Origin of the sequence: Microcoleus sp. D2_18a_B4 (assembly GCF_036702475.1) — a bacterium.
Taxonomy (GTDB): domain Bacteria; phylum Cyanobacteriota; class Cyanobacteriia; order Cyanobacteriales; family Microcoleaceae; genus Microcoleus.
The window spans coordinates 67,974-89,019 of sequence record NZ_JAUBTL010000023.1; the positions used below are offsets into that span (position 1 = coordinate 67,974).

General features: G+C 46.2%; 19 protein-coding genes and 1 pseudogene. 13 read left to right on the forward strand and 7 right to left on the reverse strand.

The features are described 5' to 3' along the window. The first annotated feature begins 94 nt into the window (after window positions 1-94). Entirely contained in the window at window positions 95-4,198 is a 4,104-nt protein-coding gene (locus QUB04_RS15500) for a replicative DNA helicase (protein ID WP_333285571.1), read from the forward strand. A gap of 92 nt (window positions 4,199-4,290) precedes the next feature. On the opposite strand, the gene QUB04_RS15505 is transcribed toward QUB04_RS15500, so the two are convergent. Both QUB04_RS15505 and QUB04_RS15510 read right to left on the reverse strand, forming a co-directional pair. Further along, window positions 4,291-4,878 (reverse strand): FKBP-type peptidyl-prolyl cis-trans isomerase, encoded by a 588-nt coding sequence (locus QUB04_RS15505; protein ID WP_333285573.1) that lies wholly within the window; start codon window positions 4,876-4,878, stop codon window positions 4,291-4,293. A 279-nt stretch (window positions 4,879-5,157) separates the two neighbouring features. Then, on the reverse strand, window positions 5,158-5,484 hold the full coding sequence (locus tag QUB04_RS15510) for a phasin family protein (protein ID WP_333047915.1): 327 nt from the start codon (window positions 5,482-5,484) through the stop codon (window positions 5,158-5,160). A 215-nt stretch (window positions 5,485-5,699) separates the two neighbouring features. Here QUB04_RS15510 and QUB04_RS15515 point away from each other — a divergent pair, with 215 nt between their 5' ends. Then, window positions 5,700-6,056, forward strand: a complete 357-nt coding sequence (locus QUB04_RS15515; protein ID WP_333285574.1) for a zinc ribbon domain-containing protein — start codon at window positions 5,700-5,702, stop codon at window positions 6,054-6,056. 203 nt (window positions 6,057-6,259) lie between these two features. Then, window positions 6,260-7,225: a BadF/BadG/BcrA/BcrD ATPase family protein gene (locus QUB04_RS15520; RefSeq protein ID WP_333285576.1), complete on the forward strand. Its 966-nt coding sequence runs from the start codon at window positions 6,260-6,262 to the stop codon at window positions 7,223-7,225. Here the strand turns inward: QUB04_RS15520 and QUB04_RS15525 are convergent. Continuing rightward, the gene (locus QUB04_RS15525; RefSeq protein WP_333285578.1) at window positions 7,222-7,371 is read right to left on the reverse strand and encodes a hypothetical protein; all 150 of its coding nucleotides are present in this window, start codon (window positions 7,369-7,371) and stop codon (window positions 7,222-7,224) included. The two genes, QUB04_RS15520 and QUB04_RS15525, sit on opposite strands and share 4 nt — an antisense overlap. 260 nt (window positions 7,372-7,631) lie before the next feature. Here QUB04_RS15525 and QUB04_RS15530 point away from each other — a divergent pair, with 260 nt between their 5' ends. The 4 genes and pseudogenes from QUB04_RS15530 to QUB04_RS15545 all read left to right on the forward strand — a co-directional run bounded on the left by QUB04_RS15530 (window position 7,632) and on the right by QUB04_RS15545 (window position 11,170). Next, entirely contained in the window at window positions 7,632-8,288 is a 657-nt protein-coding gene (locus tag QUB04_RS15530) for a hypothetical protein (RefSeq protein WP_333285580.1), read from the forward strand. 37 nt (window positions 8,289-8,325) lie between these two features. Continuing rightward, the gene (locus QUB04_RS15535) at window positions 8,326-8,793 is read left to right on the forward strand and encodes an MgtC/SapB family protein (protein ID WP_333285582.1); all 468 of its coding nucleotides are present in this window, start codon (window positions 8,326-8,328) and stop codon (window positions 8,791-8,793) included. Between the two features lie 818 nt (window positions 8,794-9,611). Continuing rightward, a pseudogene (locus QUB04_RS15540) lies at window positions 9,612-10,944 on the forward strand (IS110 family transposase). Between the two features lie 97 nt (window positions 10,945-11,041). After that, entirely contained in the window at window positions 11,042-11,170 is a 129-nt protein-coding gene (locus QUB04_RS15545; protein ID WP_333285584.1) for a hypothetical protein, read from the forward strand. 583 nt (window positions 11,171-11,753) lie between these two features. Here QUB04_RS15545 and QUB04_RS15550 read toward each other — a convergent pair. Both QUB04_RS15550 and QUB04_RS15555 read right to left on the reverse strand, forming a co-directional pair. Then, entirely contained in the window at window positions 11,754-11,966 is a 213-nt protein-coding gene (locus QUB04_RS15550; RefSeq protein WP_333285586.1) for a hypothetical protein, read from the reverse strand. Between the two features lie 50 nt (window positions 11,967-12,016). Continuing rightward, window positions 12,017-12,247 carry a hypothetical protein gene (locus QUB04_RS15555; RefSeq protein WP_333109616.1) on the reverse strand — a complete coding sequence of 77 codons (231 nt, stop codon included), beginning with the start codon at window positions 12,245-12,247 and terminating at the stop codon, window positions 12,017-12,019. 404 nt (window positions 12,248-12,651) lie between these two features. On the opposite strand from QUB04_RS15555, the gene QUB04_RS15560 reads away from it, so the two are divergent. After that, window positions 12,652-14,403 carry a hypothetical protein gene (locus QUB04_RS15560; RefSeq protein WP_333285588.1) on the forward strand — a complete coding sequence of 584 codons (1,752 nt, stop codon included), beginning with the start codon at window positions 12,652-12,654 and terminating at the stop codon, window positions 14,401-14,403. 434 nt (window positions 14,404-14,837) lie between these two features. Here the strand turns inward: QUB04_RS15560 and QUB04_RS15565 are convergent, their stop codons facing one another. Beyond that, window positions 14,838-15,137 carry a hypothetical protein gene (locus QUB04_RS15565; protein WP_333285590.1) on the reverse strand — a complete coding sequence of 100 codons (300 nt, stop codon included), beginning with the start codon at window positions 15,135-15,137 and terminating at the stop codon, window positions 14,838-14,840. Between the two features lie 177 nt (window positions 15,138-15,314). Here QUB04_RS15565 and QUB04_RS15570 point away from each other — a divergent pair, with 177 nt between their 5' ends. Together QUB04_RS15570 and QUB04_RS15575 are read left to right on the forward strand one after the other, a co-directional pair. Then, window positions 15,315-15,470 carry a hypothetical protein gene (locus QUB04_RS15570; RefSeq protein WP_333285592.1) on the forward strand — a complete coding sequence of 52 codons (156 nt, stop codon included), beginning with the start codon at window positions 15,315-15,317 and terminating at the stop codon, window positions 15,468-15,470. Between the two features lie 356 nt (window positions 15,471-15,826). Further along, window positions 15,827-17,893 carry a WD40 repeat domain-containing protein gene (locus QUB04_RS15575; RefSeq protein WP_333285594.1) on the forward strand — a complete coding sequence of 689 codons (2,067 nt, stop codon included), beginning with the start codon at window positions 15,827-15,829 and terminating at the stop codon, window positions 17,891-17,893. A 73-nt stretch (window positions 17,894-17,966) separates the two neighbouring features. Here the strand turns inward: QUB04_RS15575 and cobS are convergent, their stop codons facing one another. Continuing rightward, on the reverse strand, window positions 17,967-18,764 hold the full coding sequence (gene cobS / locus QUB04_RS15580) for an adenosylcobinamide-GDP ribazoletransferase (RefSeq protein ID WP_333285596.1): 798 nt from the start codon (window positions 18,762-18,764) through the stop codon (window positions 17,967-17,969). A gap of 261 nt (window positions 18,765-19,025) precedes the next feature. Between cobS and QUB04_RS15585 the strand changes: the two genes are divergently transcribed. From QUB04_RS15585 to QUB04_RS15595, 3 genes are all read left to right on the forward strand, one after another. Beyond that, a complete protein-coding gene (locus tag QUB04_RS15585; RefSeq protein ID WP_333285598.1) occupies window positions 19,026-19,475 on the forward strand; it encodes a hypothetical protein in 450 nt (149 codons plus the stop codon). A 228-nt stretch (window positions 19,476-19,703) separates the two neighbouring features. After that, window positions 19,704-20,834: a tRNA guanosine(34) transglycosylase Tgt gene (gene tgt, locus QUB04_RS15590; protein WP_333285600.1), complete on the forward strand. Its 1,131-nt coding sequence runs from the start codon at window positions 19,704-19,706 to the stop codon at window positions 20,832-20,834. Between the two features lie 60 nt (window positions 20,835-20,894). Continuing rightward, complete coding sequence (locus QUB04_RS15595) at window positions 20,895-21,032, forward strand: photosystem II reaction center protein K (RefSeq protein ID WP_006634808.1); 138 nt, start codon at window positions 20,895-20,897, stop codon at window positions 21,030-21,032. The last annotated feature ends 14 nt before the right edge of the window (window positions 21,033-21,046 follow it).

A 21,046-nucleotide genomic window follows, 5' to 3' on the forward strand; every position in this document is an offset into this window, starting at 1 on the left:
CTAATAACTAATGACTGATGACTAATGACTAATAACTAATGACTAATAACTAATGACTAATGACTAACAACTAATGACTGAGGACTATTGACTAATGAGCGATTTGATGCCGACAAATATAGAGGCAGAAGAAGCAATTTTGGGCGGGATTTTAATAGACCCCGAAGCTATTTCCCGAATTGCCGAACTGCTGCGACCGGAGTTTTTTGCCATCACCGCTCATCAAGTCATTTATCGATCGGCATTAGGGCTATTTTTACAGGGTCAACCTACCGATTTAATGACGGTAACAACTGCGCTAACCGACCGCAACCAGTTAGAGCAAGTAGGAGGACTAACTAAATTAGCACAATTAGTCGATCGCACAGTTTCCGCAGTCAACATCGACCAATATGCAGTTTTAGTAGAAGACAAATATCAGCGCCGCAAATTAATCGAAGCTGGCAACAACATAGTACAATTAGGTTACGAGACAGCAGTACCGCTAGAAACAGTCTTAGACCGCGCCGAACAAGAAATTTTCAGCATAACTCAAGAACGTCCGCAACAGGATTTAGTGTCGATCGGCGAAACGCTAAACCAAACATTTCAAGACCTAGAAAATCGCAATGAAGGCCTCACGCTTCCCGGCATTCCCTGCGGTTTCTATGACTTAGATGCTATGACAGGAGGCTTTCAGCGATCGGATTTAATCATCGTTGCAGCCAGGCCGGCGATGGGAAAGTGCCAAGCAGCCTCTACCGTAATAGTAGAAAGTGATGGAACTGTTTCTAGTATAGAACAAATCTATCAAAAACGTCAAGCTGAATTACTAACATTAGGAGAAGATTGGCAATTTCACCTAACTAGACCATCAGCTTTTATAGATGATGGAATTAAGCCGGTATTTCGGGTAACAACAAGACTGGGACGCTTTATAGAAACTACAATTACCCACCCATTTTTAACAATTAAGGGCTGGCGGCAGTTGAGGGAAATACAAGTAGGCGATAAGATTGCTGTTCCCCGCAAGATGAATCTTTTTGGTAAAGAAACCATCCGAAACTGTGAAGTTAAATTATTGGCTTATCTAATTGGCGATGGGTGTTTGACACGCAGCGCGCCGAAGTTCACCAATGGAAATACTGCTATACTACAAGATTTTGCTGAAGCTGCTACTAGCTTCGGAGGTCTTAAGCTGCGATTCAACGATAAAGGGAGACGCGCACCAGAATATTATGTCATGGGCGATCGAGAAAGTTACACAGATAGTATAAAAAACTTTGGTTATAATTTAGAAATAATCCTTTTAAAACGAAATTTTGACTCTAAAAAATTAGCGCGAGAATTGGAAGTTCCACCGCGATTAGTCCGGTCTTGGGTGGAAGGAATAGCATTTCCCAACCAAGAATTATTTAGTGGCATTTGCAGAGTTTTAAGAGTAGACCCAGAACACCTAGCCGATGAGGGAATGGATGTTATTAATACAAGTCATAACAATCCCCTGAGAAATTGGTTAGAAAAGTTAGGTCTGATGGGAAAAAATGCTCATGAGAAAACAGTACCAGAAATAGTTTTCAAATTGGAGCGATCGCAAGTTGCCCTTTTCCTCAACCGCCTCTTTTCAACAGACGGCTGGGCAACCCTACTTACCAGCGGTCAATCTCAACTAGGCTACTGTTCTGTCAGCGAAGGACTAGCCAGACACGTACAGCATCTACTGCTGAGATTTGGCATCATTGCAGCCATCAAAAAGCGTTCGGTTAAATACAAAAATACTCGCAGACCAGCTTGGCAAATCGATATTACTGACGCAAAATCCATCAAAACATTCATATCAGAAATTGGAATTTTTGGCAAAGAGGTAGCATTATTTAAAGTAAAAGAAGCCTTAGAAAATAAAGAATACCAAACTAGCCGCGATTTAATTCCTGTCGAGGCGTGGGAATACCTAGCATTAGCAAAAGGCAACGAATCTTGGGCATCCTTAGCAAAACGCGCAGGCATCAAAGGTAACTCAAATATCCACGTTGGTAAACGTGCGCTGTCCAGAGAAAGATTTTTAGTTTTAGCAACGGCTTTAGATAATTTGTGGCTGAAAAGACTGGCAGATAGCGAGGTTTACTGGGATGAAATAGTTTCTATCGAACCGATGGGAAACAAGCAAGTCTATGACTTAACTATCCCGGAGACGCACAATTTTGTGGCTAACGATATCTGCGTTCACAATACAGCTTTCTGTACCAACATCGCCCACCACATCGCCGCTGGACAGCAGAAATTGCCGGTTGCCGTTTTCAGCTTAGAAATGTCGAAAGAACAGCTAGTGCAGCGTATCCTGTCCAGCGAAGCCAAAATAGAAAGTAACCGATTGCGATCGGGTAGAATCAGTCAAAACGAATGGGAACCCATCAGTACAGCCATTGGCAACTTATCAGAACTGCCACTATTTATTGACGATACTCCCAATATTACCGTCACAGAAATACGATCGAAAGTCCGCCGCCTCCAAGCAGAACAAGGCGGAACCCTAGGATTAGTCTTGCTAGATTACCTGCAATTAATGGAAGGTACCAGCGACAACCGCGTGCAAGAACTATCTCGAATTACCAGAAGTCTTAAAGGTTTAGCCCGCGAACTCAACGTGCCGATTATTGCCTTATCTCAGTTGAGTCGGGGTGTGGAAGCCAGGACAAACAAGCGGCCGATGATGTCTGATTTACGCGAAAGCGGATGTCTCGGTGGCGATAGTTTAGTTACCTTGGCGGATAGTGGATTAGAAGTCCCGATTCGTGATTTAGTCGGCAAATCTGGCTTTGCTGTTTGGGGATTAAATTCAGATACTCTGAAACAGGAAAAAGCGATGGTGACTAATGCTTTTTGTACTGGAGTCAAGCCCGTCTGGGAGATGACGACTTGCTTGGGAAATTCGATTACAGCAACAGGCAATCATAAGTTCTTTACATCAGATGGTTGGAAGCGGTTAGATGAATTAAAAATAGGCGAGCGAATTGCTACACCTCGATCAATTCCTTGTAGTGAAGTGCAGACGATGGGTAATGCTGAATTAGCTTTACTAGGACATTTAATTGGTGATGGTTGTACTTTACCCCGACATACCATTCAGTACACGACGCGAGAATTAGATTTAGCTGAATTAGTTGCACATTTGGCTAGAGAAGTATTTGGTGATAAAATTAATCCCCGCATTAAACGCGAACGCGATTGGTATCAAGTTTATCTCTCCGCTAGTTATCGTCTCGCTCCCAATATTAAAAATCCGATTACTAAATGGCTCGAACAATTAGAAATATTTGGTTTACGTTCCCATGAAAAATTTATTCCCAGTTTAGTATTTACCCAACCGCAAGAATCGATCGCTCTTTTCCTTCGACACCTATGGGCAACTGATGGTTGTATCAAACCGACTAAAGGGAAGAAATGTCTTTATCCAGCTATTTATTATGCTTCTAGTAGCGAGAAGTTAGCCAGAGGAGTCCGTTCTCTGTTGCTTAGACTGAACATCAATGCGGCTGTCAGAGTTATTTCTCAAGGTAAAAAAGGGCGCGCACAATATCAAGTTTGGTTAGGAGGGAAATCAGACATAGAAATATTTGCGAATGTAATTGGTGCAGTTGGTAATTATAAAAAATCTAGTTTGGGAGAGGTAAAAATATATTTAAATAATGCTGATAGTGGGAAGACTAATCGGGATTTAATTCCGAATGAACTTTGGCGAACTCAAGTCAATCTTGCCCAAAAGCGCCTTGGTTTAACCGTCAAACAGATGCAAGATTGCTTAGGTATGCGTTATTCAGCCACAACGGATTACAAATGTGATATTGGTCGAGAACGCGCATATCAGTTGGGGAATATTTTGGATGCCGAAGAGATATTCAAGCTAGGTGTTAGCGATATCTATTGGGATAAGGTGAAAGAAATCAATTTTTGTGGCGAAGAAATGGTTTACGATATGACAGTAGAAAATATTGAAAGCTTTGCCACACAAGGTTTGTATGCCCATAATTCCATAGAGCAAGACGCCGACTTAGTAATTATGCTCTACCGCGATGAATACTATAACCCTGATTCCCCCGATCGCGGAATTGCAGAAGTAATTATTACCAAACACAGAAACGGCCCCACAGGAATCATCAAACTATTATTTGACGCCCAATTTACCTGCTTTCGCAATCTGGCATCTCCGAAGCGATCGTAAATCAACCAGAACATACACAAAAACCCGGTTTCTTAAAAAAAACCGGGTTTCTAAATACCGTAAAAGTTTTACGTTGAATGAGATTGAGCTACCTACCCAGCGATTTTCAACAATTCTACATCAAAAATCAGCGTAGCATTAGGAGGAATCACCCCGCCCGCACCGCGAGCACCGTAACCGAGTTCAGGGGGAATAATCAACTGGCGGCGGTCTCCAACTTTCATCGTACCGACACCTTCATCCCAACCCTTAATTACTTGACCCACGCCAATTTTGAACTGAAAAGGAGAATTGCGATCGCGCGAACTGTCAAACTTCGTGCCATCCTCCAAAGTTCCAGTGTAGTGTACCACAACCGTCTGCCCGGTTTTTGGAGTCGCCCCATCACCCTTTTTCAATTCAACAAATTTCAGACCTGAATCGGTGGCGACAGTTTTCTCAGTATTATCAGTCATGTTATTGCCAGCGATAGTAGCTGGTACCTTCGGTAAAGTAGCATCAGCTACTAGCAAGCTATCCTCATTCATAGACTGCGCTGACAACTTCTCAATAGCAGTCTCGGGTAAAAGATTGTTCAATTCGGCTGCAACTGCTTGGGACCCAGAACCGCCCATTTGAGCGACTATCAAAAACAAAAAGCAAACCAGCATTACTCCCAAGCTGACTAGAACTCCTCGCAAAATTAATCCTCCTAATACTTTTAACCGCGATATCTCAGATATCTAAGACATCTAGTACAACAAGAACTACCAAATGTTATCTGAACTTTTCCACCAAAAAACGGCAGCTACCAGATAATTTTAAAGGCAAAAGTATGAAGTCATAATGTTTGTAATTCTACATAAATGGCTTCTACATAAGTGCCTTTTTTAGCCTTCTGCCTTCGGGTGACAATCTTATCACAAGATAGCAGCGAACTTCTCGCGGGCGTTAGCGAAGCTTGCAGAAGAGGATCGAACTCAGCGCCAGTTACGGTTTTCTAAATCCCGCATCTGACGTTCGAGACGATCGAGCCTTCCCCGCAACTCATCCATTTCGGACTGTCGGGGAACTCCCATATCTTGGAGAATATTCCGCAATTGCCGCTGCAACTGCGTATCCCAATTGCCCTGCTCAGACTTGAGGTGCTCCGTCACGTCATCGACAAAGGTTTTGGCTTGCTCGGGATTGATTTTGCCATCTTTGACCCATTGCTCGCTAGCTTCCTGCAATTTCTCGGCTACCAGAGAGGTAGTACCAATGCCCAGCATTACCAGTTGTTTGAGTAAGTTGCTATTGTTATCCATAGATTTTTCCTACTGTTTGCCCTTTCATTCCCAATCGGCTCAGGTCGCCTGCTGTCGCTGCGAAACCATCTGTAAACTTAAAGTTACATCAGCGCACATCTACCTTTCTATTTTGGAGCATCCAGCCGCCTGATGGCGAGTCCATCACGCCAATCGGCGTTCGGAAAACCCGCTAATGAGCCTACCCACCACATTACCCCATCACCCTGCTGTCTATGCCTGATTGCCCCCGCTGTCACCAACCTGTAGACGCCCAAGCGCTCGCCTGTCCACACTGCAAAATCCCCCTCAAAGCTTTCGGTCATCCGGGTATCCCTCTTTATCGATCGAAACCCGAAGAATTTCTGTGCACTACCTGTATTTATCACGAAGACGACACTTGCAACTACCCGCAGCGTCCCTTTGCCAAAGAATGCACGCTTTATCACAATCAAGCTGAGCCACTTGTGCCACAGACGATCCGTTACAGCAGCGGCGGCTGGCCACAATCAATCAAAAATTGGTGTCAGCGCCATCTGGTTTGGTTAGCATTATTAGGTTTAATTATTATTAGCATTGCTCTGTCGATTTAATCTCACATCTTGCACCATTCTGAAGAACAGGCTTTTCGGCCTGTTCCACAGGAGATTAATTTTCTTGTGGAACAGGCCCGAAAGCCTGTTCATAAAAGGCTTCTTGACAATGGTGCAACATCTCAGTTTAATCTGATTGTACAAAGCGTAGAATAGAGAGATATCTGTTAATCTGGGTTGCTCTATTCTTCTCTAAATTATTCATGAGCTACGTATTCGGCATCGACGGCGGCGGCACTAAAACAATCTGCCTTTTAATGGATGACAACCACCTTGTTTTAGGACGGGGTGAAGCAGGGCCGTCAAATTATCAAACCCTGGGAATTGAGACAGCAAAACAATCCATCCAATTGGCGATCGAACGAGCAGTTCTGTCCGCTCAGGTCGAGCCTGTAGGCAATCTCAACATAGAAGCAATTGGTCTGGGACTAGCAGGCGTCGGGCGTCCAAAAGATCGTGAAATAGTGCAATTTGTAGTGCAGAACTTGCAGTTGACGAATACTTTACCAGTAACCCGATCGTTCCTGCCCAGGAATATAGTAATTTCCAGCGACTGCGCGATCGCACTTGCTGGCGGTACAGGCCATCCAGTGGGTATCGCCGTTATTTCAGGAACCGGTTCGATTGTTTTTGGGCAAAACCGTCAAGGGAAAACTAAACGAGTCGGCGGTTGGGGATACATTTTAGGCGATGAAGGCAGCGGATATAACATCGCCCTTCAGGGTTTGCAAGCTGCTTTGAAGTTCTATGACGGACGCGAAGATTTTACTGTGCTTGCGGAAAAATTTCAAGAGCATTTAGGCCTCAATAACCTAGAAGAATTGGTAGAAGTCGTTTACGGGCGCGGTTGGGGAGTCAAAGAAATTGCTGCTTTAGCGCCGATTGTCGAGGGAGCAGCAGCAGAGGGCGATCGCGTCGCTGACTGCATTATCAATAATGCTGTGGCCGAATTAACCTATTCCACAAAAATCGCCATTTCAGCGCTATTTAACCAAACAGAAGAATTTGAAATTGTGATCGTAGGAGGTGTGTGGGGTGGAGAGGCAAATTGCCGAGGTCGGTTTGAAGCGGCCATAAGTGCGATCGCCCCAAAAGCTAAGGTAATTTCGCCCCGATACGAACCAGCTTTCGGTGCTGGATTGCTAGCCTTAAACGCTCTCAACAATTAATTGTTGACTGTTGACTGTTGACTGTTGATTGTTGACTGTTGACTGTTGACTGTTGACTGTTGACTGTTGACTGTTGACTGTTGACAAGCGAAATATTTTACACCTACTTTCCAGCTTCCCGATCCATCTGTGGAGTCAAATCTCAAATCTCAAATCTCAAATCTCAAATCTCAAATCGACTGGCTGTTGACTGTTGACTATCTTCCTTATCTTCCCGATCGCCCCTGTATTGGGGATTTTCTCGATTTTTCCAAATTTTCAACTTCTGGATTATCGACCTTATCTTCCCAACTTGTAGAATTCCAGCCTGCCATAATCAAAACATCAGATGAATGCGAAACCAGAAACAAATTTAGCAGTAGTGCGTTCCTAAGTAAACAAAAACCGAAGCAAGGAGACAATTTATATGATTACTTCTCAAAAATGGCGTTCAGCAACAGCAGCAATCCTCGCACTGGGCATTACAGTGGGAACCAGCGCGCCGCTGGTGGTAGCTACTCCCGCAGAAGCCCAACAACGAATTTCCCAATTTGATAGCATCCGAATTCCATCGGGCAGTGTAATTCCAGTTAGCTATGAAAAAGACAAAATAGTTGTCACTCGCGAAGAAACTGCACCTTTAACTTTAACAGTAGCGCAAGACATCCGCACACCTCAAGGCAGAGTATTAATCCCCAGAGGCAGCGAGATAGTCGGGGTACTGCAACCTGTCACGAGAGGCAATCAAATGGGTACTCAATTTATTGCCAGAGAGTTAATTATCAGCCGCCCCCAACGCTATCGGATTGACGGAAATTCAGGAATTATTACCAGAACCCAAAGAGCTCAAAAAGGTGCTGGCACAGGTTCACTAGCGCAAGGTGCAGCATTGGGTGCAGCAGCAGCAGCAGCACTAGCAGGCATTACCGGCGACAAAGCGATCGCGACTGAAGAAGTATTGGGAGGCGCTGGGATTGGCGCTATAGCTGGAGTATTGTTGGGGCGGCGCAGCGTTGACGTGCTCGTGATTCGCCCGGAACAAGATTTGGCAGTGAGATTGCGATCGGACATCGTGCTCCGCTAATATTGGGCTATTCGGATTAATTATTTGCAGTAAAACATTGTCGATCGCTAACTTGTGGTCTCCCGATAATTGGCTAGGCATACTGTTAAGGTTGTGCCTAGCCATGTTTGTTGGCGGAATTATTGGATGGGAGCGCCAACTCAGAAACAAACCAGCGGGATTGAGAACTCATATGCTAGTTAGTATGGGTTGTGCGCTGTTTGTTTTAATGCCGCTGGCAATGGGGAAAAATGAAAACGGAGGAGATGCTGTAGCGCGCGTAATTCAAGGCATTGCTGCGGGAATTGGGTTTTTGGGAGGCGGAGAAATCCTGCGGCAAAATCACCAGGAAAGAGGCAAAGTTGAAGTTCACGGGCTCACATCTGCCGCCGCTATTTGGGTGTCAGCAGCTTTAGGAACTGCTGCCGGATGCGGGTTGTGGCAACTGGCATTAATTGGCGCTTTAATGTCCCTGTTTGTTCTGAGAGTAATTAAAGAGTTAGAGCGTCGAACTCGTAGGAAATAGTCTCAGTTATTATATACAGCATATTCCATGTAGATGTAAATGTAGATCGCGATCAAGCGGGGTTCGAGCAACAGAATCAGTAATGATGCGATAACTGTAAAGAAACCCGGTTTCTGGGGTGTACTTTATAAACTTATAATACGCTGTAAAACAGGGTATAATAACCGTTATAACGTTTGTAGTGACGACGGAAGTAAGAGCAAGTTTTATGAGGGTTCAAGTCCTCACTACAGACGAATTTTATTGCGATGGATGGAGAGTAAATAATATTAGCTGTTTCATACCAAGTCCAGTTAATCACTGCTGAGAAATTGTTTGCCCTCATCCCAGCTATACCTGTCCAAATGGTGAAAAAGGGGCGTTACACAATTTGAGGATGATTATTGTGGGCATTGGTGTCAACAAACACGTTAAACCCTCATTCCGGCAGGGGTTGAAACAAGAGTCTCAAAGCCAAAGTCCTCGCTATGAGGACTAATGAGCTCTTCAGTCCTCTTTGAGAGCATCCCACGGGCTCGCACGCCCGTTATGAATAAAAGAAACAGTTTCGCTCGCCCAAAAGTTGCCAGCGATCGGGTATATTATCCCTGTGTCCCGAGAGTCAGACCGACAAGTCAATGGTGCGATGCGTGAGCCTGATGAGCGAGCATGGTCGTGGGCATGATGATTATGACATTGGTGAAGGGCAATTTTACCCTATCCCGTTGAGGAGAATATAACATCACATCCGCCCACCGCTCGGGACACCTTCTAATTCGATCGCGAAAAGGAGTCATCTAATGATCCGATGCAAGACAAACAAACCTGTTGCGGGTGAAATGTCGAATTTCACACAGATTAACCCAAATGCCGCAGGCATAGATATTGGTTCTGCTGAACATTGGGTTTGCGTTCCACCCGATCGAACGCCACAGAATGTACGTAAATTTAGTTGTTTTACCCCCGACTTAATCGAGATGGCATCTTGGTTATTAGAATGTCGAGTAGACAGCGTAGCGATGGAATCTACAGGAGTTTATTGGATACCAGCTTTTCAAATTCTCGAAGAAAGGGGTATCGAAGTCAAACTGGTGAATGCCCATCACGTCAAAACCGTACCAGGTAGAAAAAGCGATGTTTTAGATTGTCAGTGGTTGCAACAGCTACATACCTACGGTTTATTGTCCGGTTCATGAAAGCCCTGACGATCAAATTTGCGTTCTTCGCAGTTACATTCGCCACCGCGATAACTTAATCAAAAGCGGTAGCACCCACCTACTGCGGATGCAGAAAGCATTAACTCAAATGAATCTGCAACTAAATAAAGTCATCAGTGACATCACAGGAGTCACAGGGATGGCAATTATCCGCGCCATTGTAGCTGGAGAAAGGAACCCTCAAGTCTTAGCTGGCTTGAAAAATTCTCGGATTAAAAGTAGTACCGCCGATATTGCTAAAGCCTTGACAGGAGACTATCGAGCCGAGCATATATTTGTGTTAAAACAAGAGTTACAACTCTATGATATCTATCAAGGACACATTGCTAACTGCGATGTCGAGATCGATCGATATTTAGCCAGCTTTGCTTCCGAAGAAAACAATCCCCCACCAACTCCTCCCAAACGCGGTAAAAGAAAGCCCAGAGGTCATGAACCCACTTTTAATTTACGCAACCATTTATATCGAATTAGTGGGGTAGATTTTACCCAAATTCCTGGTTTTGACGCCCTCACAGTACAAACCCTGTTATCCGAAGTCGGATTAGATGCTACTCGTTTCCCCACCGTTAAACACTTTTGTTCCTGGTTAGGGTTGTGTCCTTCTACAAAGATTACTGGTGGTAAGGTCAAAAGTTCTCACACCCGTCGAGTAGTTAATCGGGCTGCCAATGCCTTCCGTTTAGCTGCTCAGTCCTTATCTCGCTCTCAATCAGCTTTGGGGGCTTTTTATCGTCGCTTGCGATCGAGATTGGGTGCCGTTAGCGCTAATACCGCCGCTGCCCACAAGCTAGCCCGCATCTTTTACCACCTCTGGAGTACAAAAACTGCTTATGTCGATGCGGGTGGCGATTATTACGAACAGAAATACCGACAACGGATCGTCTCCAAGCTGGAGAAAACTGCTCAATCTCTTGGGTTTGAGCTCGTTGCTAAACCTCTGCAGTTAGATTGAGTTTCTGAGGAGGACTTTCGCTATGAGACAGGGAATTCATTCCCTGGCGGAATTCCGGGTGAGCGGGAGGACTGGCGGACTAAAAGGGAGCATCTAAATGAAAGCAGCAAAGCTCGAAATTGGAATTAGGAGTCAGGAGTCAGGAGCCAGGAGAAAAGAGTCAGAAGGAAGAAGAAAGAAGTGTTTGTGCAAATATGAGATGCTCCCGACTAAAAGCTTAACTTGACACTAAAATATATTGTGGGGTGTTCCGCCTGCGGTGAAAATACACGCCTTCGGGCTACGAGATCCCATTCCACAAAAAAACAATCAAAATTATCCCGCAATTATGCAACGCCTACAAAGTGGCTCAAACGCTTGAAATCTCTGCTTGGGGCGATCGATAAATCTTCCCCATTTGATAGAGTATTAACAATAAGCTGTTGTGCATCTAAATCGTGTTTTTTGTGCGGGCTTTCTGGCCCACCCCACAAGAACTTTATCAAATTTTAGTTCACAGTTTAAATGTGCAACAGCTTACATAACTTTTCAATAATAATGCTCAACTTTTACGAAGCAAACACTGTGACTACGCCTTGACAGGTCGGGTCATCCAAGCCTGACCTTTGACGAGTGAAGTCCTCACTATCCACTGACATATTCATTTTAATATTTATTTCAATTTTATTTAACTTGCTCAACACCCATGGAACCAAAATACCAATATTTTTTAAACTAATGAGTATATAAATCAGCAAAATAACTATACATAACCAGCCTTTAGTGAGTATAAGAATTAATATCTACCTGACCAGATAACTGAAAAAAAATTAATTCCTATCTGGAAAAACTGGCATTTTTATCAATTCCAAAGACTCTTGCCTCACCCGACCAGCCATTGCAGCTAACTGCAAGCTCATAAAAGCATTCAAATCTTCCAAATCACACTTGGCTGAAGAAAAAATCTTCTGCATTTCATTTTCTGCTTCCAAACTCAGATAGCCAGCGGCAATAGCTTGTTTTACAACTTCACGAACCTGCACTGTAGAAATGTCCCTTACTAAATTTCAACTAATCAAAAGCCAACTAATTACTAAAAGGAAGTTTCGGAAGCCGTCTCGCCAAAGATTTCAAACTTTTTCAGCTCGCGAGACTCTTGTTTCACTCCTCCGGACATAGCTGCTAGTTGCAAAGCCATAAAAGCATTTAAGTCTTCCAAGTCATATTTGGTGGTAGTTAACATCCGCCGCAGTTGATTTTCGGCTTCAAGGGTTAGATAGCCTAGAGCCAGAGCTTGCTGGGCGAGGTCGCGAATTAGTACCATAACACTTCGGGATTTTATTGGTTCAAGCCTAAGTATCGAATGTTTTCACAGAATCAGCAGTGACGGCTATTGCTCGATCGGTGTGACATTGTTACGGGCCACTCGTGACAGCCGGAGTCGCAGAGTGTGACTAATTCTTTGCACGGTTGTGACGGCGATCACACGGGGGATGCCAGAGGAGGAGTGGGGGAGGGGGAGAGGGGGAGAGGGGGGGAGGGGGAGAGGGGGAGAGTGGGGGAGTAGGACAGTGGAGGAGTGGGAGAGCCCGATCGCGACAGAGTGGGGAAATCTTCCTTCAACATCTGACTAATGATTAATGATTAATGACTGATGACTACTGCCTTCTACCTTCAGAAGACGCTCAACGTCTATAATCAGCAAGTTAAATATTTACTGCAAGACATATGGAAGCACCACATAAAGATTTGCTACAACAAATAGCCCGACTATCTGAAACTTATGCTAATTTGGCTGATCGCCTATCCCAAGCAGCAAAACAACTGCAAGAGTCCGGCCTTCCTCCCTCTGACAGCTTGCTGCAAGAAGTAGCCGCCTACAGCCGCAACTTTGCTGCAGTCCAAAAACAAGCTCTTGAACTCAACAAATCCGGTATCGCACCGGGGGAAATTGCTTCCCTCAAAGAGATTCAAAACTTAGTCGAGACTGCCGCAGCTTCTGAAGGTAAAGCAGAAATTCGCGATGCAGCATTGAAAGTGATCGATCGAGTATTGGCGATCGCCCACCGCGAACAAAGCGACTTCGCGCCCTTACAATCAGTTCATGCCAGAGCCCGCGAACTGCAGCGCGCCATTTCCGAATCAACCCCAACTCAACTGCATTCCGACGCAGAATCCTTAGTCAGCGGCAAACACCCAGTTTCAGCAGTGCTCGCCCTGGTGGAACAGCAAGACAAATTAGACGACGAACAGTGGGTAATCCTCGAAGAAACAGTCAGCGCCGCTTTTGGCAAACAAATAGCCGTAGCCATTTCCAGAGGCAAATTAACCATTGCTGAGATGGTAAAAGCAGCACCTGCAAAAGTCGAACCCGCATTTAAACCAGCGCCAGAACAAAAAATCAGCGCCGAACCTTTGCCAGAAGTGATTGTCATCCCGTCAGGAAATGTGGCACCGAAACAAGTTACAGTTGCGCCACAGATCCAGATTTTGGAATCCCCCGCACCTTCTGCCCCCATGCACGAGGTGATTATTGTTCCCAGTGTGGAAGTACCTAAGTCTCTTCAGACAACCGGTTCCGGGAACATTGTTTTTGGGGCACCTAGGGACATTCAACCAGCGGTGGCAGTAGAGGGCGGTTTGGGAATCAAAGTTTTGGTGCACATTCAGGGAATTGGCGATCGAACTTTCGGTTCTCAAGAATACGCGGGTACAAAAGCTCAAGGGCGGCGTGTCGAAGGATTTGCTATTAATATCGATCCCCCAATTCCCGGCTTAAATGTCGAGTACATGGCTCACGTCGAAGGTGTGGGCGACACTCCTTGGCTCAGTCAGGGAGAATTAGCCGGTTTTCGGGGTCAAGCGAAACGAATTGAAGGATTTGCAGTGCGATTGAGCGGGCCGCAAGCTGATAAGTACGACGTATTTTATACCGCTCACATTCAGAATATCGGCGACACCGAGGTGTCCTCCAATGGCGAATATTGCGGTACTCGCGGTAAAGCTTTGAGGATCGAGGGTATCAAAGTTTGGATCGCGCCGTCTGCTAGTTCCCAAACAGTGGCGCCTGTGGGTTTAAAAGTGTTGGCGCACATTCAAGGAATTGGCGATCGAACTTTTAGCGATCGAGAATACGCGGGTACTAAAGCTCAAGGCCGCCGCGTGGAAGGATTTCAAATTAAAATAGAGCCTCCCGTTGCCGGTTTAAATTTGCAGTACATGGCTCACGTTGAAGGAGTTGGCGACACTGCTTGGATCTCGGAAGGGGAGTTAGCTGGATTCCGGGGCAAAGCGAAGCGCATTGAGGGAATTGCCGCGCGGCTGACGGGGCCGCAAGCTGATAAGTATGACGTATTTTATACTGCTCACATTCAGAATGTGGGCGATACTCCTGTTACTGCTAACGGTCAATACTGTGGCACTCGCGGCAAAGGTTTGAGGGTTGAAGGGATGACTGTTTGGGTTGAGCCGAAAGCGTAAAAATTGAGAATGAATGGAAAATTTGCAGTTGCAATTTCCATTCATTTTGTGTTTTTATATCATGTTTACTTTGTGGGTTTTTGTATAAGTGGCGCGATGGTAGGGGCTGGTTTTACCAACCATCTACGCCAAAAACTAATCATCCCATAAACCCGCCCCCTCTCTCTCAACGGTAAACGTCAATGTACATTTTTTTCCTTCGATAAAAGTCAAGGTTGATATAGGTTATTAGTTGTGGGGGGCGGGTTTATGAGATTGTTTGTGTGCGTCAAAGATTATTGGTAAAACCAGCCCCTACAGCATCAAAAACACTTGCACAACTTACGCTAGCGGGGCGGGTTTATGAGATTGTTTGTGTGCGTCAAAGATTATTGGTAAAACCAGCCCCTACAGCATCAAAAACACTTGCACAATTTACGCTAGCAGACACGATATTAATGGTGTAGCACGTGCAACAAGCCTTCTACCACATGACCGATCGCACTTGGAGCAGATTCGCAAGCTGCAGCTTCGGCGGCGCATTGGCCGGCATGGAGTGCGTTTCCGACAGCCTGACTCCCTCCCTCCAGCGCATCGGCACCAAATTGACCGCGATATGTTTCTTTGACCATATCAGCTTGAATTTTGCTGGTGGTTTCTTCGGGATTCGTTTTCCAATTGCGGATTGTTTGGACAATCTCGAACCCAGCCCAAATTAACATTCCGAGGACGATCGCAGCAATCAAATATTTCATAGCTTTCTGAAACATTGAGGTTAGCTTTATATAAGCTAACGCAGGAATTACAAACAAACAGGAGCGGTTTATAAATTTGGCGCTGAATCTATCACCTGAATTGGAGCAGTCTCTTTTATAGTCTGCTGAATGGCGCGGTCTTTCTGTGGAGTAAGTGACGTTGCAAATACTCATAGGATGTCTCCAGAGTGGAGAACTGGATGCGAACGCATCTGGGGTGTTGTGGTGTGTGAGGCTTGGTCGCCCTATGATGCGTTTGATGCTGTACAGACGATGCTGCGAGTTTTAAAGCCATCGAAGGCTGAAGATGTTAGTCCTCGTTCTCTAGAATGAAGGCTCACGCACATTTAGAAGCTTGGTTGGAGAATTTACCCAAGCAAGACTCGATCGCGCCCTTGCCTACATAATAATGAATGGCTGTATTGAAGCGAGCGAAACAAAAGCTATAAAGTCAGTAAACTATTAACTATTGCATGATGCAGAATGGTGCTGACTATAGAATTAGTGTTAACTTAGAAACAATTTCGCCGAAACAAAACACAGTCAATCCTAAACAGACAAGGGTGTAAAAAGGTCGACCTACCCCGATTTGTTAAAGTGGTTAAAAATAATGGTTGAACAATAGCTAAAAGCTTTAAAAAAATAGTTAACTTTAGTAAAAATTTGGAGTGTAAGTAGGTAAAAGTGCTATGACACAAAATCCTAATCAGCCTAGAGAATACGATGCCGTCCTTGGTGGTGAATCCTCAACACCAGCTAACGCGGCTGTTTTAGGAGGTATCCAAGGTGTAAAGAGGCGCTTGGTGAGTGCAGTTATCGAGCAACGAATTGCTGCTGTTTCCGAGGCGCTTAAGTATGGAGAAGCGGGTTTAGACTTGGTGATTCGGACTTTGCAGGATGAATCACAGCAGGTAGAAAGGGCTGCATATCGGCTATTGCGGGAAAGGGGAGAACCGAGAGTTAAACAGATTTTAGAAGAATACAACCCCTGGCGACTTTTGGAGCGCTCCTATACTTTTGGCGAGTATTCAGAATCGGTTTTTTCGGTCGCCATCAGCCCGGATGGGCAAACTATTGTCAGTGGGAGTAGGGACAAAACCATCAAAATCTGGAATCTACATACCGGGGCATTGATCACAACTCTTAGAGGACATTCAGAATCGGTTAAATCCGTCGCCATCAGCCCGGATGGGCAAACTATTGTCAGTGGGAGTAGGGACAAAACCATCAAAGTCTGGAATCTACACACCGGGGCATTGATAAGAACTCTCGAAGGACATTCAGAATCGGTTTTTTCCGTAGCCATCAACCCGGATGGGCAAACTCTGGTGAGTGGGAGTGCGGACTGTACCATCAAAGTATGGAATCTGCACACCGGGGAATTGAGTAGAACCCTTGCAGGACATTCAAGCAAGGTTTTTTCGGTCGCCATCAGCCCGGATGGGCAAATACTTGTGAGTGGGAGTTTCGACAAAACCATCAAAGTCTGGAATCTCTACACTGGGGCATTGAGCAGGACCCTTCGAGGACATTCAAACTTGGTTTATTGCGTCGCCATCAGCCCGAATGAGCAAACTCTTGTGAGTGGGAGTTGGGACAAAAGCATCAAAGTCTGGGATCTACAAACTGGGCAATTAATCACAACTCTTGGAGGACATTCACACTCGTTTAATTCCGTCGCCATCAGCCCGGATGGGCAAATTCTTGTTACTGGGAGTGGGGACAGAATTATCAAAGTCTGGAATCTGTACACAGGGGAATTGATAAGAACTCTCGAAGGACATTCAGAATCGGTTAAATCCGTCGCCATCAGCGCAGATGGGCAAACTTTTGTGAGTGGGAGTTTGGACAAAACGCTCAAAGTCTGGAATCTTTACACTGGGGAATTGAGCAGAACCCTTCCAAGACATTCACACTCAGTTAAATCCGTAGCCATCAGCCCGGATGGGCAAATTCTTGTTAGTGGGAGTTGGGACAAAACCATCAAAGTGTGGAATCGGCACACCGGGGAATTGATAAGAACTCTCAAAGAACATTCACACCGGGTTAATTGTGTAGCCATCAGCCCGGATGGGCAAACTCTAGTGAGTGGGAGTGCGGACTGTAGCATCAAAGTGTGGAATCTGCACACTGGCGAATTGACCAGAACAGTTTTAGGACATTCAGAATCGGTTTTTTCCGTAGCCATCAGCCCGGATGGGCAAATTCTTGTTAGTGGGAGTGCGGACTGTAGCATCAAAGTGTGGAATCTGCACACTGGCGAATTGAGCAGAACCCTTGCAGGGCAGCCAAAATGGGTTAATTCCGTAGCCATCAGCCCGGATGGGCAAACTCTGGTGAGTGGGAGTTACAAAACCATCAAAGTTTGGAATCTGCACACCGGGCAATTAAGCAGAACTCTTGCAGGACATTTAGGCTCGGTTTATGGCGTCGCCATCAGCCCGGATGGGGAAATTCTGGTTAGTGGGAGTGGGGACAGAATTATCAAAGTCTGGAATCTGCACACAGGGGAATTGATAAGAACTCTCGAAGGACATTCAGATTCGGTTTATGGCGTCGCCATCAGCCCGGATGGGCAAACTTTTGTGAGTGGGAGTTTGGACAAAACGCTCAAAGTCTGGAATCTGCACACCGGGGAATTGAAAAGAACCCTGGAAGGACATTCACAGGAGGTTTATTGCGTCGCCATCAGCCCGGATTGGCAAACTATTGTCGGTGGCAGCAAAGGGGAGATCATAGTCTGGGAACTTCGGTAAAGTTTTTGTTGGGTAGAAGTTCGATCGCACTCTCGAACAAAAAGCGCAAACAAAAAGCGCAAGCATTGCATCTTCACCCTTCCAAAGCCGCCAAAAGACACAGCAACAAAGCCTCCGTCCACTCGACTACAGCACCGTAAGTATCGCCCGTGTGGCCGCCCAAACGGTGGTTAAACCAGGCTCCGGCAAAAATTCCGATCGCACTTCCCCCCAAAGCCATCCCCACCGCCAACAGCCACCGATCGCCCTCCAAGACAACTTGCACCACGCTCAAACTCAGCAGCAACAGCACTCCCGGTATAAAATCAAAAGGAGAATAAATCGATTCCTTGTGAAAAGCTCCCTTACCCTCTGCCCGGAGATAGGGATAGCGGGCGATCGCCACCAGTTGGGCCCACCTCCCCCAACCCGCGACACCCATCAAAGCCAGCCAGCGATAGTTATTCAAGTCCGAGAGAGCGGCAGTTTTCAGCAGCACGATCGCGATCGCAGCCATCGCCCCAAAAGCCCCTGTAACGCTGTCCCGCATGACTTCCAGCCTGCGTACCGGGTCGGGTACAGCCAGCCCGTCCGCCGCGTCCATTGCCCCGTCTAGGTGCAGCCCGCCAGTCACGGCGATGCCCAAGACTACCACCAAGGCCGATCGAGTCAGAGCAGGCATTCCCAACAACTGCAACCCAACATCCGCCAGTCCCACCATCCCCCCAATCAAAAGCCCGATCGCCGGTGCCAAGCGGGCAATGCCCCGAAACTCCAAAGTCCAAGACAGCGGTACCGGCAAACAAGTATAAAAAGCGACTGCGGCTGCGATGGCAGCGCCTTGATTCCGGAAAAAGTCGATCGTAGAGCGAACCCATTTATCATGCACCATAAGATAGAAAATTTTTCATCTGGTATGCAGTTGTCAATCGATTAGCGTGTGCCAGAATTGGACTGTAACACCCTAGTTTTTTGGATCGAGCATTCCTCCTGTCGCCCGCTCTTTTCCCCGGAAAACCTCCGTCGGCAGCGATCCCAAAGCTCCCTATCTAAAAAGACTAAACTCAAGATCCGCGTTTCCCTTCCCAAAAATTCTAGCTAACTCCCTGATTTTCAAGACGGGAACATACACTACAACAGAGGCTTTTACTCCATGAGTCACGATCAATTGAATAACAGGGTAGTTGCTCCTTGCATCATCGATACAGGGATTGTCGTCAACAAACGCGATATCAAAAGATTGCTGTTTGATTTAGGACGTGTCCGCTACCTTCACATACAAGATGGCCAGATTTATAGCGAAGGGGAAGGTTATGTACTCGAAGTCTTCGCCAACCCCCACCGTTCTACCCTGATTGCCAACCATGCGCTTTATTTGAACGTGTATAGTTTTGATTACCTGGAACTGAAACAGTCCCCTGAAGATGGTGCTTATTTTGACTTGGTTCAAGACGGACGGCTGTTGCGGTTAATTCCCCTCTCCAATCCTTTGCAAGAACAATTCGCCCGGAATTTAAATGCTGCGGCTTTGGATGCGGTTGTCGATCAGGTACTCTCCGGCAACTGGGATCTGCAATTGGATGATGATGATTCCCCCTTTTAATGGTCAGTCACTCGATTTTAGATTTTAGATTTTAGATTTTAGATTTACTCGCAGCGCCGTGAATCTGGGAGGTAGAACTAAGGTCTAAAATTTTTTGCCCTCCACGACGATTGTCGGAAACTTGTCTCCGTTTTTGGCCGGGGTCATGGTTTTTTTTGTCGCGATGTCAACAACAATAGATTAAATAACACGGACGGCCGAGTAGCGGTTAACGAGCATCGGGGACTAATGACTGAGGACAAGGCGAAATTTTCTTTTAAATGTCAGGCTAATTGCAGCCATACCCAAGCGCGTGCAGGGGTTTTTACAACTCCCCACGGTGTTGTGGAAACGCCTAAATTTATGCCGGTGGGGACGCTGGCTAATGTCAAAACTTTGACACCTGCACATCTTGAGGCTGCTGGTTCTCAAATGGTTTTGGCAAATACTTATCACTTGCACTTGCAGCCGGGGGAAGCAATTGTCGCAGGCGCCGGCGGATTGCACAAATTTATGGCTTGGCCAGGCCCGATGCTGACGGATTCGGGCGGCTTTCAGGTGTTTAGCTTGAGCCAAATGCGGACTATTTCTGAGAATGGGGTGACTTTTCGCTCTCCCCGCGATGGCCGCATGATTAATTTGACACCGGAACGATCGATCGAAATTCAGAATCAGTTGGGCGCCGATGTGATTATGGCCTTTGACGAGTGTCCCCCTTACCCCGCTACACGGGAGGAGGTGGAGGCTGCTACAAATCGCACTTACCGCTGGCTGCAACGCTGCATTCAAGCTCACTCGCGTCCGGATCAAGCTTTGTTCGGAATCGTGCAGGGGGGCGTTTTCCCCGATTTGCGATCGCGCGCGGCGAACCAGTTGGTAGATTTGGATTTACCAGGCTACGCCATCGGCGGGGTTAGTGTGGGGGAATCGGGGGATTTGATCGCAGAGATTGTGAAGGTGACTGCGCCTCTGTTGCCGGCAAATAAACCGCGTTATTTGATGGGGATTGGGACTTATCGGGAAATGGCGCTGGCGGTGGCGAGTGGCGTAGATATGTTTGACTGCGTGATTCCGACTCGGCTGGCCCGCCACGGGACGGCTTTTGTTGGTGGGGAACGCTGGAGTTTGAAAAATGCTCGGTTCCGGGACGATTTTGCTCCGCTGGATGAGTCTTGTCCTTGTTATACCTGCCAAAAATTCAGTCGGGCTTATTTGGCCCATTTGGCGCGGGCTAACGAAGTGCTGGGGTATACTTTGCTGGCGATTCACAATGTGACGGAGTTGATTCGCTTTACTGGGAGGATGCGGGAGGCGATTTTTGCCGATCGATTTACTGAAGAGTTTGCCTACTGGCTTGCACCGAGAGTCGATCAATCGTGATTGCCTTGGGTGAAGATATGCGACAATTATTAAAATTGTGTTGGATAGGTAGGTTGATTCATGGAAGCTGCATTACTCTTAGCAAAACTGCCCGAAGCTTATTCGATTTTTGAGCCTTTGGTTAATGTTTTGCCGGTCATTCCCGTATTTTTCTTGCTGCTGGCTTTTGTTTGGCAGGCGGCTGTAGGATTCAGATAAGTTTGATTTTGCTA